The 14,795-nt window shown below is 65.0% G+C and carries 14 protein-coding genes; 6 read left to right on the forward strand and 8 right to left on the reverse strand.

Annotated elements, in window-relative coordinates; translation table 11 throughout:
* Positions 1–7: 7 nt before the first annotated feature.
* The 4 genes from CK222_RS18850 to CK222_RS18865 form a co-directional block, all read right to left on the reverse strand.
* Entirely contained in the window at positions 8–1,120 is a 1,113-nt protein-coding gene (locus tag CK222_RS18850) for a tetratricopeptide repeat protein (RefSeq protein ID WP_095801560.1), read from the reverse strand.
* Between the two features lie 11 nt (positions 1,121–1,131).
* Positions 1,132–2,043 (reverse strand): Ku protein, encoded by a 912-nt coding sequence (locus CK222_RS18855; protein ID WP_095801394.1) that lies wholly within the window; start codon positions 2,041–2,043, stop codon positions 1,132–1,134.
* A 292-nt stretch (positions 2,044–2,335) separates the two neighbouring features.
* Positions 2,336–4,822, reverse strand: a complete 2,487-nt coding sequence (gene ligD / locus CK222_RS18860; protein WP_095801395.1) for a DNA ligase D — start codon at positions 4,820–4,822, stop codon at positions 2,336–2,338.
* A gap of 239 nt (positions 4,823–5,061) precedes the next feature.
* Positions 5,062–5,286, reverse strand: coding sequence for a hypothetical protein (locus CK222_RS18865; protein WP_067322499.1), 225 nt, complete (start codon positions 5,284–5,286; stop codon positions 5,062–5,064).
* A gap of 325 nt (positions 5,287–5,611) precedes the next feature.
* On the opposite strand from CK222_RS18865, the gene CK222_RS18870 reads away from it, so the two are divergent.
* Positions 5,612–6,109, forward strand: coding sequence for an N-acetyltransferase (locus CK222_RS18870; RefSeq protein ID WP_066998508.1), 498 nt, complete (start codon positions 5,612–5,614; stop codon positions 6,107–6,109).
* A 71-nt stretch (positions 6,110–6,180) separates the two neighbouring features.
* A complete protein-coding gene (locus CK222_RS18875) occupies positions 6,181–7,188 on the forward strand; it encodes an aldo/keto reductase (protein WP_095801396.1) in 1,008 nt (335 codons plus the stop codon).
* A 57-nt stretch (positions 7,189–7,245) separates the two neighbouring features.
* On the opposite strand, the gene CK222_RS18880 is transcribed toward CK222_RS18875, so the two are convergent.
* The 4 genes from CK222_RS18880 to CK222_RS18895 form a co-directional block, all read right to left on the reverse strand.
* Complete coding sequence (locus CK222_RS18880) at positions 7,246–7,473, reverse strand: hypothetical protein (RefSeq protein ID WP_095801397.1); 228 nt, start codon at positions 7,471–7,473, stop codon at positions 7,246–7,248.
* 115 nt (positions 7,474–7,588) lie between these two features.
* On the reverse strand, positions 7,589–8,218 hold the full coding sequence (locus tag CK222_RS18885; protein ID WP_095801398.1) for a glutathione S-transferase family protein: 630 nt from the start codon (positions 8,216–8,218) through the stop codon (positions 7,589–7,591).
* Positions 8,219–8,454: 236 nt separating this feature from the next.
* A complete protein-coding gene (locus CK222_RS18890; RefSeq protein WP_095801399.1) occupies positions 8,455–9,549 on the reverse strand; it encodes an NAD(P)/FAD-dependent oxidoreductase in 1,095 nt (364 codons plus the stop codon).
* 286 nt (positions 9,550–9,835) lie between these two features.
* Positions 9,836–10,069 carry a hypothetical protein gene (locus CK222_RS18895; protein WP_067001193.1) on the reverse strand — a complete coding sequence of 78 codons (234 nt, stop codon included), beginning with the start codon at positions 10,067–10,069 and terminating at the stop codon, positions 9,836–9,838.
* Positions 10,070–10,233: 164 nt separating this feature from the next.
* On the opposite strand from CK222_RS18895, the gene CK222_RS18900 reads away from it, so the two are divergent.
* From CK222_RS18900 to CK222_RS18915, 4 genes are all read left to right on the forward strand, one after another.
* Positions 10,234–10,833, forward strand: a complete 600-nt coding sequence (locus CK222_RS18900; protein ID WP_095801400.1) for a DUF922 domain-containing protein — start codon at positions 10,234–10,236, stop codon at positions 10,831–10,833.
* Positions 10,834–11,307: 474 nt separating this feature from the next.
* Positions 11,308–12,387: a sn-glycerol-3-phosphate ABC transporter ATP-binding protein UgpC gene (gene ugpC / locus CK222_RS18905; protein WP_095801401.1), complete on the forward strand. Its 1,080-nt coding sequence runs from the start codon at positions 11,308–11,310 to the stop codon at positions 12,385–12,387.
* A 36-nt stretch (positions 12,388–12,423) separates the two neighbouring features.
* Positions 12,424–13,749: an ABC transporter substrate-binding protein gene (locus CK222_RS18910; protein WP_095801402.1), complete on the forward strand. Its 1,326-nt coding sequence runs from the start codon at positions 12,424–12,426 to the stop codon at positions 13,747–13,749.
* A 107-nt stretch (positions 13,750–13,856) separates the two neighbouring features.
* Entirely contained in the window at positions 13,857–14,795 is a 939-nt protein-coding gene (locus tag CK222_RS18915; protein ID WP_095801403.1) for a sugar ABC transporter permease, read from the forward strand.

A 14,795-nucleotide genomic window follows, 5' to 3' on the forward strand; every position in this document is an offset into this window, starting at 1 on the left:
CTCCGTCTCAAGCGCGAACATCTCGCTCACCGGCCATGTGCAAATCCACGAACTGGATCCCCTTCTGCGCCAGTCTTGCCCATTCGGACTCCGCGTCGAGCTCCAGATAGCGCGCCCACAGCCGGCGGGCTTCGGCCAGATTGCCGGCGTCGAACTCAAGCCGGGCCAGGTTAAACACCGGGTCGGCATAGGCCTTGTCGAGCGCCATCGCCTTCTGCAGGTGCCGCCGCGCCGACGCGACCTTGCCTTCGTCGCCCACCAAGCCGGCGAGGTTGAACCAGGCTTCGACGAAGCCGGGATCGAGCTTTATCGCGCGGGCATAATCATGCGCGGCTTCCGCTGCGCGGCCGGCGCCGCGCAGGCAGTTGGCGCGGTTGAAGGCGGCGATGGCATCTTTTGGATCGATCGCCATGCAGCGCTGGTAGAGCGCTGCGGCCTCGTCGTGCCGCCCCTCCTCTTCCGCGGCTTCCGCCTCGGCGAACAGCTCCTCCAGCGTGTCGTCTTCCGGTGAGCCGAGGTCGAAGAGAAGCTGGCCGTCGAGCTCGCTGCGGCCCTCGTCGAGATAGATCGCGTCCGGCCGGCCATGCTGCGAACCGAGATTGAGCGACTTGGCGGTGAGCGAGGCGACCGGGCCGGAGCGATCCACCGAGCGCGCGATCGCGCCCCATGTCGCGCCGCTGGCGATCAACCCGGCATATTTTCTGGCCAGGATCAGGTCGCGGAAGGAATAGGGTTCGCCGTCACGTTCGAAGGCGTCGAACAGCGACAGCATGTCGAGATCGCTGGCGGCAAGCCGCGACTGGTCGATCAGCGATTGCCGGGACAGCGACGACGCCTGAGGCGCCTTCAACAAGCCGAGCAAGCGCAGGAAGCCGTTTTCGCTGACCAATTCGCGCCCGGCTTCGCGCTCGGCCTGCACGCGGCGCTCGATGTCGCCATCGCCCGTTCTTGCCGTGGCCGCCTTGGCCAGCAGCGTGCGGCCGAACACGACATGGGTGGTGCGACGGGTGACGCCGCGCCTCAACTCGGCATGGCGGCGCTCGACCTCGCGCGCGGCGAGCCTGAGCGGAAACGCGGCCAGCGGGCCGACGGCGCCGAACACGGCGCCGGGGAGGATCACCGGCCCTCCCGTCACTTCTTGCTCTTGCCGGCGGCTTTCAACAGGTTCGCTTTCAGCGGGTTCTCAGGCGCGCCGCCGGCGGCGGCCGCCTTCTTGGCCGGCTTGGCCGGCGCCTCCTCGGCCTTGCTCTTCGACTTGGCCGGCGGCTTGGCCGACTGCGACAGGCTCGCTTTCAGCGCATCCATAAGGTTGATGACATTGCCGCGTTCGGGCGCCGCCGCGATGATCGGCTTGTGGCCTTTGAGCTTCTCGCGGATCATCCCCATCAGCGCCACTTCGTAGCGATCCTCGTAATTCTTCGGATCGAAATGAGTTTCCTTCTGCTTGATCAGCGCCTGGGCGAGATCGAGCATTTCCGGATCCGGCGTGCCGGCCGGGATGTTGCCGAAATATTCAGCCGTGCCGCGCACTTCGTTGGGGTTCCTCAAGGTGCAGACGAACATGCCGTTCTCGCGCGGGCCGATCGTCACCACGCGCTCGCGGCTGGAAAGGACCAGGCGGGCGATCGCCAGCTTGCCGGATCTGCGCATCGCTTCGCGCAGCACCGCGAAGGTCTCCTCGGCCATGGCGCCGTCCGGGGCAAGGTAATAGGGCGAGTCCTGGTAGATGACGTCGACCTCATTCTCGTCGACGAAGGCCTCGATGTTCATCGTGTGGTTGGATTCGATCCGGACCGCGTCGAGATCGGCATCATCGATGATGATGTACTGCTTGTCCTCATATTCGTAGCCCCGGACCAGGTCCGAGCGTTCGACCAGGCCGAGTTCGGGGTCGACCGGCTTCATGTTGATGCGGTTGTGGGTCTTCTTGTGCAGCTGGTTGAACGAGATGCGCTCGCTCGCGCTGGTGGCCGGATAAAGCCGGACCGGACAGCTGACGAGGCTGAGCTTGAGGTAACCTTTCCAACTTGCCCTGGGCGCCATGATGAACTCCTACGCGGCCATGCACTGACAGTTTTACTTTTTTTGGAAGCCTGATCTTTGCCGAAAACCGGTTTCCCACTTTTCGGGATCATGCTCCGGCGCTTCGTCCGAAGGACGGTTGGCGCTCCGGAAATGCTACACCGACCCTTGATGGTACATGCAAATTGCTGACGAAGTGTTCTTGGGCCGGTTGGCGCGGAGGATAATTCAAATTGTAGGAAGCGTCGATGGAGATGGAAACCGAACGCTGGCAGGACAGAGGGGGGTGTGACGGATCGCCAACGCCTGCGGTTTACTTTCCCTCAACTACCGGCAAATCCCTGGCGGCCTCGTCGATCTCCGCCCAGGGATCGCCCGAGGTCTCCAACAGTCCCGGCAGCGAGGCGTAGTTCAGATCCTCGGGCGCGTCGATAGCCTCCAGATCGGTCCAACTCATCGGGGTCGATGCCGGCAGGTTGGTGCGGGCGCGCAGCGAATAGGGAGCGGCGGAGGTGTGGCCGCGGGCGTTGCGGTGGAAGTCGATGAAAATGCGCTTCTTGCGGTTTTCCTTGCCCATGACGGTGACGAAAGTGTCGGGCGCGCTTGCCGCGAGCAAAGTGGAAATGGTGCTCGAGGCCTGGTGCAGTTTCTTCCAGTTCTGCTTGCGCGTCACCGGCACTGTGATGTGGATGCCCTTGCCGCCGGACGTCTTTGCAAACGGCACCAGGCCGAGGCTCTCCAGCCCGCCCTTGATGTGGACGGCCGCCTCGACCACCTCGCGCCAGGAAATCCCCTCGCCCGGGTCGAGGTCGAAGACGATCTGGTCGGGCCTGTCGAGCTTGGTGCGGTGCGTGCCCCAGGTGTGGAACTCGACGACGCCGAACTGCGCCAGTGCCAGATAGCCCTTGGCGTCCTCGACCGAGAGGTAGGTCTTGGTCTCGCCTTCCGAACTGACGCTCTCGAACACCGCCACCGAAGGCGGCATGCCGGTGAAGGCGTGGCGCTGGAAGAAGCAGTCCTGCGGCCGCCCCGTCGGGCAGCGCACCAGCGACACCGGGCGGCCGATGATGTGCGGCAGCATGAAATCGCCGACCAGCGCGTAATAGACGGCAATGTCGAGCTTGGTCGGCCCGGTCTTGCCGAACAGCCGCCGCTCCGGATTGGTGACCCAGATGGTGGCGAGGTCGGACTCGGCGATCAGCCGCTTGCGCTTGACCGCAACCGGCGTGGTCAGGCCGCCGACATCGCGCAGGCCGCGGAAGACGCCGTGGCGGATCGCATTGTCGGCGGTGCGGTTCGAATAACGGACGCGTGCCGACAGCAGCGGCTTCACCCAATGCATCTCGCGCATGATCTCGCGCGGCACGCCTTCGGGCGGCGTGGCGCCGGCGGTCAGCCGCTCCAGCCGGGTCAGCAGGTCGGTCGCCATGTCGCGGTCGAAGCCGGTGCCGACCTTGCCGCGATAGTGCAATTCGCCGTCGACGAACTCGGCCATGCCCAGCGCCGCAAGCCCTTCCGCCCGGTCGGAAACGGTGTAGCCGGCGATGACGAAATCATCCGTCTTTTGCGCCTTGACCTTGGTCCAGCTCTTGGTTCGGCCGCTCATGTAGATGGCATCGGCGCGCTTCGAGACGACGCCTTCCAGCCCAAGGTCCGAGGCCTGGTCGTAAAGCCCGCGGCCATCGCCCTCGACGTGGTCGCTGTACTGGATGGCGGAGTTTGCCGCCTGGCCGGCGAGCAGTTCGGCAAGCAGCGCCTTACGCTTCTGCAGCGGCGCCCTGCGCAGGTCCCAGCCATCGAGATGCAGGAGATCGAAGGCGTAGAAATGCAGCTTCGAGCCGGCGCCCTGGGCCAGCGCGTCCTGCAGCAGCGCGAAGCGCGAGATGCCCTTGTCGTCCAGCACCATGATCTCGCCGTCGATGATCGCCCGGCTGGCCGGCAGCCGCGAAAAAGCCTGCGGCAGGTCGCCGTAGCGCTTGGTCCAGTCGAGGCCGCCGCGGGTGATCAGCCGCACATTCCCGTCCACGACATGCGCCATGGTGCGGTAGCCGTCGAATTTGATCTCGTGCAGCCAGAGCGTGCCGGTGTCCTCGCCACCGGGCGGCTCGCTTACCTGCGCGGCGAGCTGCGGCTCGATGCGGCTTGGCGGGTCTGCCTTGACCGCGCCGGGCAGCGCGCCGGGTTTCAGCGAGCCAGGTTTCGGCGGCAGGCGCTGCGGCTTCTTCGGCGGCGCCGCCAGTTCCTCGATGCGCCGGCCCGACTTGACGCTTTCCGGCCGCGCTTCGAGAATGTCGAGCTCGGAGTCGGAGGCGAGATCGCGCTCCTTGAAAAGCAGCCAGTTCTTCTTGTTCTCGTCCTCGCCGGGCTTGGGCTTCAGCCGGGTCAGCATCCAGCCGCCATTGAGCTTCTGGCCGGCGAGGCGGAACTTGAAGGCGCCGGTGCGCAGGCTCTTTTCGACATCCTCCATCGGCGCCCAGGTGCCGGTGTCCCAGACGATCATCGGCCCGCCGCCATACTCGCCCTCGGGGATGACGCCCTCGAAGTCGATATATTCGATCGGATGATCCTCGGTCTCGACCGCGAGGCGCTTGTCGGCCGGATTGAGCGAAGGCCCGCGCGGCACCGCCCAGCTCTTCAGCACGCCGCCGACTTCGAGGCGCAGATCGTAGTGATCGGCGGTGGCGTGGTGCTTGTGGATGACGAAGCGATTGCCGCTTTCGCCTGCCGTGCCGCCCGCCGGTTCTGGGGTGCGGGAGAATTCGCGCTTGGCGCGGTAGGTTTTGAGTTGGGGAGCTGGCATGGGTTAAGTGCCGAAGCGCGTAGCCGACAGTGGCAAGGGCCGCGATCCTTCGCGCCCCCGAGCCCGCGCGGTCGTCATCCTCGCGCTTGACCCGAGGATCCATGCCGTGACCTTTACCGCCGAGTGCAGCCGAGCAGAACTTGGACCGTCGTGACGCGTCCAGGTCACGGCATGGATCCCAGGGTCTCCGCGACGTCGCTTCGCTCCTGCTCCGCCCTGGGATGACGAAGGCACTCCACTCAATCGTCGGTCGCCGGCGTCAATTCCAGCTCGGCCGGCGTCAGACCCTGCCGCAGCTGGCTCAGCCGGAATTCGTCGACCCAATAGGCCTCGCCGTCGACCAGCACGCGGGCGCTGTAGGTGCCGCCGGAAAAGCTCTGCGCAGTGACGTAGACCTTGTGGCGGTCGAGCGCCTTCTTCACCGCGGCGCGGCGGGACTTTTCTCTGGCGACGGGACTGGCCATGGCTCACTCTGTAGACGCTGGCGCTGAACAGTCTCTAAGGATGAATGAGAGCGGGGGGCGAGTCAATTTGGCGGGGCGACGGAGCGCCAAGCTCCCGTCAAGCGGGCGAGACGGCCGGCAGGCCAGACCAGAGAGGCACCGGAAGGACCGAGGCGTTTGAGCCAATAAGGGCCGCCGCTTTGTTGCTATCGATCTCCCAACAAGAAACTACGATGCGTCGGCGGGACAGCGCCCCCTCTGCTCTGTCGGCATCTCCGCCACAACAAGGGGAAGATTGGCTGTCGCCAGCGCCGCGCCCTATCTTGGAGTGCAACGAGGGAAGCACATGTCTCACATCCGGGCGATGACGAAGAACGATCTGCCAGCCGTCTCGCGGCTGCTGGGAGGATCCTGGCGGCGGACCTATTCGCCGATCATGGGTGAGGAAACCGTGGCCCGGCTCTCCGACGAAAAACATGCGCCCGACAAGCTCGCCGAAGAGCTCGCCGACGACAACAAGATGTCGTTCGTGGCCGAGCGGACCGACGGATCGATCGCCGGCTATGCCATGGCAGCGATGGACGAGAGGGGCGATGTCATGCTCGACCGGCTGCATATCGAGCCGGAAGAGTTCGGCAGCGGCCTCGCCGTCGACCTCTTGCACGCGGTGCTTGCGGCCCATGCCGGCATTCCAAGCATCGCCCTGGAGGTGATCGAGGGCAATGAGCGGGCGATCGCCTTCTACCGCAAGCACGGCTTCGAGGTGGTCGAGCGCCGGCCGGCCGCACATGGCGTCGGCGGCCATGCCTCGCTGATCATGCGCCGAATGCTGCCGATGGCTTGAGGCCGCGCTGGACGCATCGCGTCCCGGCATTATAATTTCGCGGGTGCTAATTTCTTACCGGAGACAGATGAATGAGCCTCGGCAAGCAGAAACTCGGCAGCCAGGGGCTCGTCGTGTCGGCCATCGGCCTCGGCTGCATGGGCATGAGCCAATCCTACGGCCCGGCCGACGAAGCGGAGTCGATCGCGACGATCCACCGGGCGATCGAGCTTGGCTGCACCTTCCTCGACACGGCCGAGGTCTACGGGCCTTTCATCAACGAGGAGCTGCTTGGACGCGCGCTGAAGGGCCGGCGCGACGAGGTGACGATCGCGACAAAATTCGGCTTCCGCATCGTCGACGGCAAGCAGGATGGCACCGGGCGCGACAGCCGGCCGGAGCATATCCGCGACGTGGTCGAGGCTTCGCTCATGCGGCTCGCGACCGACCGCATCGACCTGCTCTACCAGCACCGCGTCGATCCTGATGTGCCGATGGAGGATGTCGCGGGCGCAGTCGGCGAGCTGGTTGCGGAGGGCAAGGTGCGCTTCTTCGGCCTGTCGGAGGCGGGGGTTTCCAACATCCGCCGCGCCCATGCCGTGCACCCGGTCTCGGCGCTGCAGAGCGAATATTCGCTGTGGGAGCGCAACCTCGAGCCCGAGATCATCCCGGCGCTTGCAGAATTGGGCATCGGCCTGGTGCCGTTCGCACCGCTCGGCCGCGGTTTTCTCGCCGGCGACGTCAAGCGGGCGGAAGACTATCCCGAAGGCGATTTCCGGCGCGGCGACCCGCGCTATCAGGGCGAAAATTTCGACGCCAATGTCGCCGCGGCCTCCACGGTCCGCGAGATCGCCGTCGCCAAGGGGGTCAAGCCCGGCCAGGTGGCGCTCGCCTGGCTGCTGGCCAAGGGGCCGGAATTCGGCATCGACATCGTGCCGATCCCCGGCACCAAGCGACGGACCTATCTGGAGGAGAATGTCGCCGCCGCCGACATCAAGCTCGACGCCACCGAGATGCTGGGGCTCGACATGGCGCTGACGCCTGAGAAGGTATCGGGGCCGCGCTATAACGAGCGGACGATGTCGATGGTGGATCGGTAGGGGTGCGGTAATCTCCCCGCTCTCGGGTCCTCAAGGGGGAGATCAACTCGGTCAATCCTACTGCTTATTGCAATCCGCCAGCGCCGCCATCGCCTTCTTGGCCTCGGCCTCGCTGGCGTATCTCTTCTTGCCCAGATCGACGACCAGCGTTCCGTCGGGCTTCTTCGGCACGATCTCGCACTGTTTCGAAACGGCGTCCCTGGCGACCCACCATTCCTCGGCCGCGACAGCAGGCAGGCTGGCAATGCCGGTAGCGAGGATTGCGAGAGCGACGGTGCGAACCATTCCTGGCCTCCATTGTCAGTTGCTGGAAAACAGGCCGGCGCTGCCGGCGCCGTTCGTCGACGGAACCAGCGCACCGGTTGGGCAAACGCCCTCCCCGGGCCTTCTGTTCCGGCGCTCAACCGCCCGAATGCGGATCGATGCTGTAGGGATGCACGGGATAGCCTGAGCCGATCGTCCCGCTCACCCGATCGATCCAGGCGCTGACCGCCGGATAGTCGGCAAGCGAAAAGCCGCAATCCTCGGCGCGATGGCCGTAGGCATAGACGGCGATGTCGGCGATGGTGAGCGAGCCGCCGACAAGGAACGGCGTGTCCTGCAGGCTGCGCTCGAGAGCGCCAAGCGCGCGGGCGCCCGCCTCACGCTTGCCGGCCACCATCGGCTGATTGCGGTCCAGCCGCCCGGTCAGCGACCAGAAGCGCAGCGAGCCGATGACCGGCTCGACATAGTACTGCTCGAAGAACAGCCACTGCATGGCCTTGGCGCGCGTGAGCCGGTCCGCCGGCAGGTAGGGCGTCCCCTCCGCGACGCAAGCGAGGATGGCGTTGGATTCGGCGATCGCCGCCCCATTCTCCACGGCGAGCACGGGAACGGCGCCGGCCGGATTGAGCTTCAGGAAGGCCTCCGTACGGCTCTCGCCCTCGAAGATCGAGACGATCCGGGTTTCATAAGCGATGCCGAGCAGGCCAAGCAGGACACGAACCTTCCAGGCATTTTGCGAGGGCAGATAATCGTAGAGCGTGAGCATGGGTGCGTCCCTCCTTGGCCAGGCTGGCTTCGCATGGGGCGCGCGCGGGCGCCACCCGATTTATGCGCCTTGATTTCCTCCCTTGAGGGGGAGATGTCGCCGAAGGCGACAGAGGGGGTCGTCTCCCGTAAATCGTCAGCGTCGTGTTCGTGGCGGACCGCGTAAGGCGCTGCGACCCCCTCTGGTCTTCCGACCATCTCCCCCTCAAGGGGGGAGATCGGCAGTTCCGCCACGCCTCACCCCGCGATATCCCTCGCCACCGCCTGCGCCTCGATGCCGATCTCGCGCAGCAGGCCGGTGACCGGATTGTAGAAGCCGACGAGGTAGACACCCAGCGCCGTCGCGGGTGGATTCACTCCACTCTTCCCCGGCCGCAGCTCCGCCGGCAGGATGCCGTCATAGCCAGGACGGTAGCCCGTGGCGAAGATTACGGCGTCGAAGTTTTGCTCCTGCCCGCCGGCGAATGTTGCGCCGTCCTCGGTGAAGCTGACGATATCGGGGAGAATGCCGATCCTGCCCGCCTTGATCGCTGCTACAGTTCCGACATCGATGACGGGAATGCGGCCGGCGTCGATCTGCTTGAGGATGCCTTCCTTCGGCCTGACGATGCCGTATCGCTCCAGCCTGCCCAGCGCAAGGTCGAGGATTTTCGGGAACATCCAGTCGTTCAGCGCCCGCGGCATCGGCCGGCTGGCGATGCCGACCATCTGGATCGGCACGCCGAAAAGCTGGCGCGGCACGATGTGGACGCCCCTGCGCACCGAGATCGTCGGATGCGCGCCGCTCTCGGCAAGGTCGAGCGCGATCTCGGCGCCGGTGTTGCCCATGCCGACGACCAGAACGTTCCTGGCCGTATAGGGCGTGGCCTCGGTGTAGGCGGCGCTGTGCAGCACCTCTCCCTTGAAGGTTTCGATGCCGGCAAAGGCCGGCGTTATCGGCTCTGCGTTATTGCCGGTGGCGATGACGATCTTGCGGGCGTTGAAAGGACCGGCATCGGTCTCGACCACGATTTTTTCGCCCGCCCGGCGGATCGATTTCACCGTGACGCCGAAGCGCGGCTCCAGGCTGAAACGCGCGGCATAGGCGTCGAGATAGGCGACCACCTTTTCACGCGGAACGTAGCGTGGGTGGCTTTTCGGGAACGGCAGGAAAGGCAGTGACGAGAAGGACTTCACCGTGTGCAGGTGCAGCCGCCGGTAATGCCGCCGCCAGGCCGGCGCCAGCTCGCTCGCCTTTTCGAGGATGATGAAATCGACTCCGGCCCGCTTCAGGCAGGCCCCGACAGCCAGCCCCGCCGGTCCCGCGCCGACAATGACGACATTGGTATCCAAGGCAACCTCCTCCCCCCAAGGCAGGAAGAAGCTATGCCCGAGGTGGCGGAGGAGCAAGTAGGGGGATCACCTGGAACTTGCGGGACAGGGTGCACCGAGCGAAATCGGATGAATGGCCGAGCGAGGCGCCGGAGTCTTATCTCGCTCCTTATCGGGAAATGTCGCCGAAGGCGACGGAGGGATCGCTGCGCGTGAAGTGCCGGCGCGTTGCGCGGAGGAATACAACGTCGGCGATCTGCGTGAGACGACCCCTCAGGCCTCAAGGGGGGAGATCAGGATTCGCGCTCTACTCCGTCCCGCTCGGCGCTTCGGCCTCGTCCTCGGGCGGTTCGAGAATCTCGATCAGCCGCGCTACCCTGGCGCCCGGCATCGCGCGACCCTCGTTCATCAGCGCCTCGTCGGCGCCGATCCAGGCGAAGGCCTCGCGCAATTCCTCGAGGCTGGCGCCGGTGAGCGCGACGTCGGCGATGACGGCCTCGTCGACAGGGCCAAGAACGGAAATGATCTCGTTGCGGGTCATCCTTGTCTCCCTGGGGCGGAACGATGACAAGGAAACGGCGGACGGGTGGAGCGGGTTCCGACGGCGTTGTCTCCGCCTTGCGGGAGAAAGCGCCGCGCGGTCTTTGCTCTTGCCCCGACAACCGCTATGCACGCAGGCTCGTCCCGGAATTCTGCCGAGTCCTCATGAAATCCGTCTTGCTGCTTTCCGCCCTGCTCCTCTCCTCACCCGCCCTCGCCCAATGGAAGCCGAGCGAGAAGGTCGAGACCTATGCGATCTCAGGACAAAGCGTGGAGGCGCTCTATGTCTCGATCGGCGAGAAAGGCCCTGTGATCGGCGGGGACTCGGCCGGCAACGGGCGGCGGGCAATCGCGCAGACCAACTTCAAGCTGACCTGGCAGCGCGATTATCAGACTGAAGGCGGCGCCTGCGTGCTGAAGACCGCTCGCCCGAAGCTGATCATCACCTACACGTTGCCGAAGCCCGCCGCAAAACTTGCCCCCGCCGTGCAGGCGCGGTGGGACGCGTTTGCCGCCGGCCTCGCCGCACACGAGAAGGTCCACGGCGCCGGCATCGTCGACATGGTGGACAAGATCGTCGCCTTCAGCACCGGCCTCACCGTCGCCGATGACCCCGGCTGCACCAAGATCAGGGCGGAGCTGACGAATTATCTCGACCAGCTTTCCAAGGAGCAGCGCCGGGCCAGCCGCGACTTCGACAAGGTCGAGTTCGGGCCGGGCGGGAACTTGCAGAAGCTGATTGCGGCGTTTCTGATCGGCGGGTGAACACGGCCAAGAAGCGGCCGCGCCCCTTCCCGCGGTGGCAGCAGGGCCACACCGGAAGCACCGCTATCAGCATGACCGCATCTCGAATGGGATAGCTGCCAAATTCCGTCTGCGCGGAAACGGGCACTCGTCAGCTCTTTCTCGGCCCAGGTTGAAATCTACACCTTAGTACTTGCTAATGCGCATTCAGCCTTCTTCGCCGACCTGATTAGCGGCCACGCGGTACGGCCCTGGATTGACTTAGCTCACCGTAGGCTTGGCTCCTTTGTCCTTTGAGACGAAAGTCTAAGGGTATGCGCCGCAGCTTTACAGGCGGGTTTGGTAGCGCTACCGTTTCACAGTCGCGTGACCCGGGGGGAGCTGGGGCAAACGTCGCCGACGCCAGTGGTGGATGCTTGCCGGCATCCGTTTCAGCCACACCTTGATTGGAAACGGCTCCCCGCGAAACCCGCAGGGACCATCGGGAGGAGTTCGATGGCGTCTGTCGCGATTGGCGATGTCTACAAGTCGTTCGGAGCCACCCAGATCCTGCACGGCGTCAGCGTCGACATAGAGGACGGCGAGTTCGTCACGCTGGTCGGGCCATCGGGCTGCGGAAAATCGACGCTTCTGCGGATGATTGCCGGGCTGGAAAAAATCTCCCGCGGCCATATTTCGATCGGCAGCCGTGTCGTCAACGATGTTGCGCCGAAGGAGCGCGACGTGGCCATGGTCTTCCAGAACTACGCGCTCTATCCGCACATGACCGTTGCCGAGAACATGGCGTTCTCGCTCATGCTGAAGGGAGTGGCCAAGGCGGAGAGCGATGCCGGGGTGAAGCGGGCGGCCGAGATCCTCGGGCTGGTGCCGCTTCTGTCGCGTTATCCGCGCCAGCTTTCGGGCGGCCAGCGGCAGCGCGTCGCCATGGGCCGGGCGATCGTGCGCAATCCGCAGGTGTTTTTGTTCGACGAGCCGCTCAGCAATCTTGACGCCAAGCTGAGGGTCCAGATGCGCGCCGAGATCAAGGAACTGCACCAGCGGCTGAAGACCACGACGATCTATGTCACGCACGATCAGATCGAGGCCATGACCATGGCCGACAAGATCGTCGTCATGCATGACGGCCTCGTCGAGCAGATCGGGCCGCCGCTCGAGCTCTACGACCGGCCGAACAACCTCTTCGTCGCGAGCTTCATCGGCTCGCCGGCCATGAACCTGCTCAAGGGCACATTCGCCAATGACGGCACGCCGTCGTCGTTCCGGGGCGCGGGTGGCGTCTCCGTGCCTCTGTCGAAACCACCCGCGATCGGCAACGGCGAAGCCGTCGTGCTCGGCGTTCGGCCTGAGCATCTGCGGCTGGCCGAGGACGGCATTCCGGTCACCGTGGTGGTGATCGAGCCGACCGGCTCGGAAGTGCAGATCATCGGCCGGACGGCCGGCGGAGAGGATATCGTCGCCAATTTCCGCGAACGCCATTCCTTCGCGCCGGGAGAAACCATCCGGCTGTCGGTGGAACCCGGCCCCATTCATCTGTTTCACGGCGAAACGGGCCAGCGGATCGAAGCGGCGCCATAGACCACGCAACGAGGAAACCCACAGGAGGAGACGAGCATGAAGTTCACCAGACGCGACGTGATCCGCACGACCGCCGGCGCGGCCGCCGGGGCCTTGGGCAGCCGCTTCGTCGGCTCGAGCGCCTTCGCCCAGGAGGGCCTGACCTACAAGCCGGAGGAAGGCGCCAAGCTCCGGCTGCTGCGCTGGTCGCCTTTCGTGCAGGGCGACGAGGACCAATGGCTGAAGAATACGAAGCGGTTCACCGAGGCGACCGGCGTGGAGGTGCGCGTCGACAAGGAGAGCTGGGAAGACATCCGGCCCAAGGCGGCCGTCGCCGCCAATGTCGGCTCCGGTCCCGACCTGATGTTCGTCTGGTTCGACGACCCGCACCAATATCCCGACAAGCTGCTCGACGTGACCGAACTCGGCGACCATCTCGGCAAGAAATATGGCGGCTGGCACGACGGCCCGAAGCAGTATGCGACGCGCGAGGGCAAGTTCCTCGGCCTGCCGCTCGCCACCATCGGCAACGCCATCGTCTATCGCGAAAGCTGGGTGAAGGAGGCCGGCTTCTCGGAATTCCCGAAGGACACGGCGGGTTTCCTCGAGCTGTGCAAGGCGCTCAAGGCAAAGGGCCATCCCGCCGGGTTCACCCATGGCCACGGCGTCGGCGACGGTAACAACTATGCGCATTGGCTGCTATGGAGCCATGGCGGCCAAATGGTCGACGAAGCCGGCAAGGTGACGATCAACAGCCCCGAGACGCTGAAGGCGATCCAGTATGCGCAGGAGCTCTACAAGACCTTCATCCCCGGCACGGAAAGCTGGCTCGACGTCAACAACAACCGCGCCTTCCTGGCCGGCGAAATAAGCGTGATCGCCAACGGCATCTCGGCCTACAACACCGCCAAGGTCAACAAGGACAACGACCCGAAGCTGGCCGAAATAGCCAAGGACATCCGCACCACCAATCTGCCGATCGGTCCGGTCGGGAAATCGGTCGAGCTGTTCCAGGTGACCACGGCCGTCATCTTCAACTACACGCCCTACCCCAACGCGGCCAAAGCCTATCTGCAGTTCATGTTCGAGGACCCGCAGATGTCGGACTGGATCACGTCGTCGGCCGGCTATTGCTGCCAGACGCTGAAGGCCTTCGACAACAATCCGGTGTGGAAGGCCGACCCGAACAATGCCGCTTACGCGAAAGCCTCGGCGACGCTGCGACCCAACGGCTATGCCGGGCCGCTCGGCTATGCCTCGGCCGCGACCATGGCCGATTATGTGCTGGTCGACATGTTCGCCAAGGCGGTGACGGGACAGGCGACACCGCAAGAGGCGATGGAAGAGGCCGAAAAGCGCGCCAACCGCTATTATCGCGTCTGATCCTGCCGGGCACCTGAAGCAAGGGTGGCCGCGTCGGGATCTTCCGGGGCACGGAAGGACCACGCGGCCACCACCACTCCACCGCATGTTGCGAGGAATCCGCGCCCATGGCCGTGTCATCCGTTGCCGTTCAGCGGCGTCCGTCGATGCTTTCGCGACTTGCCGAGAGCCGGAACACTCTTGGTCTCGGCTTCATGCTGCCGGCGGCGGCGCTGCTCCTGGTCTTTCTCACCTATCCGCTGGGACTCGGCGTCTGGCTTGGCTTCACCGACACACGCATCGGCCGGCCCGGCATCTATATCGGTGTCGAGAACTATGAATATCTCTGGAGCGACAGCGTGTTCTGGCTGTCGGTCTTCAACACCGTGCTCTACACGGTCAGCGCTTCGATCCTGAAATTCGTGCTCGGCCTCTGGCTGGCTCTCATCCTCAACGAGAAGCTGCCCTTCAAGTCGTTCTTCCGCGCGGTGGTGCTGCTGCCCTGGGTGGTGCCGACGGTGCTGTCGGCCATCGCCTTCTGGTGGATCTACGATTCGCAGTTCTCGATCCTGTCCTGGGCGCTGCAGCAGATGGGGCTGATCGACCACCGCATCAACTTCCTTGGCGATCCGACCAACGCGCGCGCTTCCGTCATCGCGGCCAATGTCTGGCGCGGCATCCCGTTCGTCGCCATCACGCTGCTTGCCGGCCTGCAGACCATCCCGCAGTCGCTCTATGAAGCCGCCACGCTCGACGGCGCCAGCCGCTGGCAGTTGTTTCGCCATGTGACGCTGCCGCTTTTGACGCCCATCATCGCCATCACCATGACCTTCTCGGTGCTCTTCACCTTCACCGATTTCCAGCTGATCTATGTGCTGACCCGCGGCGGGCCGGTGAACGCCACCCACCTGATGGCGACCTTGTCCTTCCAGCGCGGCATTGCCGGCGGCCAGCTCGGCGAAGGCGCGGCAATCGCGGTCGCCATGATCCCCTTCCTGCTGGCGGCGATCCTGTTCAGCTATTTCGGCCTGCAACGGCGCAGGTGGCAGCAAGGCGGCGGAGACTGA

It is taken from the genome of Mesorhizobium sp. WSM3866 (assembly GCF_002294795.1).
Lineage (GTDB): Bacteria > Pseudomonadota > Alphaproteobacteria > Rhizobiales > Rhizobiaceae > Mesorhizobium.